The organism is Delftia sp. ZNC0008 (assembly GCF_000799035.1).
Classification (GTDB): domain Bacteria; phylum Pseudomonadota; class Gammaproteobacteria; order Burkholderiales; family Burkholderiaceae_C; genus Comamonas; species Comamonas tsuruhatensis.
The window spans coordinates 1-1,341 of the sequence record NZ_JTKZ01000038.1 but is presented as its reverse complement, the minus strand read 5'-3'; the positions used below and the strand labels follow the sequence as shown (position 1 = coordinate 1,341).

1 protein-coding gene and 1 pseudogene are annotated in these 1,341 nt (G+C 69.4%); both read left to right on the top strand.

Annotated elements, in window-relative coordinates; all coding sequences use genetic code 11:
• Positions 1-881: hypothetical protein (locus L995_RS01205; RefSeq protein ID WP_047468337.1), on the top strand; the 881-nt coding region annotated here is incomplete at its 5' end.
• Positions 878-1,341 (top strand): annotated as a pseudogene (locus L995_RS01200) (ATP-binding protein); the annotation flags it as partial. The gene L995_RS01205 and the pseudogene L995_RS01200, both read left to right, overlap by 4 nt.

The following is a 1,341-nucleotide window of genomic DNA, read 5'->3' as shown; positions in this document are numbered from 1 at the left end:
CCATCACCATGCTGCTGTCTCCCGCGCACTGGGGTCAGCCCCCGTTCCGCCAGGAATTGCTGCTGCGTGCCCGCGCCCAGTACGGCGCCGAGGCGGTACTGCACATCCAGCCGCCGTACAGCGTGAGCACGGCCCCGGCCGACTACTTTGCGGCCCTGGGCCGGCAGTGCGGGCTGGGCGAGGTGGGCTCGGACTACGAATTCGAGGCCCTGCTGGAAAAGCGCCTGCTGGCAGGCGGCCGCCTGTTCTGCCTGGTCAGCCGTTTCGAGCAAGGCACGGCCGCACTGCGCGAGACGCTGGCCGGCATCCTGCGCAGCCTCAGCGAAATGCACAGCGGCCGCCTGCACCTGCTGCTGTGCGGCAGCGAAGCGCTGGCCGACCTCAAGTACCGCAGCGGCGACCTGTCCCTGCTCAACATCGGCCAGGTGGCCCACTGGCCCGATCCCACGCAGGAAGACCTGGCCCTGATGGCGCGCCAGCGCTGGCCGGCAACAGCCTGGCCGGCCGAGGTCATCGTGGCATTGCAGGCCCTGACGGGCGGGCATCCCGCGCTCTTCGAGGAAGCGCTGCAATGGCTGGTGGAGCAGGGTGTGGGCATCGCTGCCGTGCACTCGCCACTGCTGCGCGCCCATCTGGTGGCCAGTGCGCGCCTGTGGCAGACCCTGCTGCCACTGGCCCAGGAGCCGGCCGCACGCGATCAATTGCGAAGCCTGGTGGATGCGGCATCGCTGGGCCGTGCGCGGCCTTATCTGCAGGATGCCGTGCTGCGGCGCCTGTTCTGGGGCAACCTGCTGCAGGTGCGCGGAGCGGGCGAGGGCGCCCACCTGCACTGGCGCTGCGACATCGCCCGCGAAGCCGCAATGGCAGTGCTGCAGGCATGAGCGGCCCGGCCCGCCTTCTGCAGCTGCCCCGATCCTATTGGCGCGCCGCGCTGCTGGCCTTGTTCACGCTGTTCATAGGCACCGCCATACTTTTGCCCCGCTACAACCCCGTTACCCGCGGCAGCCTGCAGGGCGCGGAAAGTTCAGGGCGGGTCTGGAACGAAATCATCCTGTGGCGCCTGGCCCTGATGGAGCATGTGCGCCAGCATGAAAGCTGGCCGCAGGACATCGCCAGCGTGGCACCGGAGATTGCCGAGCCCCGCGTGCGCATGAGTTCGCCCAGGCCCTTCGTGCTGCAGGCGGACATCGTGCGCGACAGCCAGATGGGCGTGCTCTCAGGAACCCAGGTCCTGCTGCAGCTGAACATGCCCAGCCAGGACTGGAGCTGCCAGGGCGGCCAGCCACCCACCCCGCCACGCTATCTGCCGCTGAACTGCAGCCCCTCGCCAGGCCAGCCAGA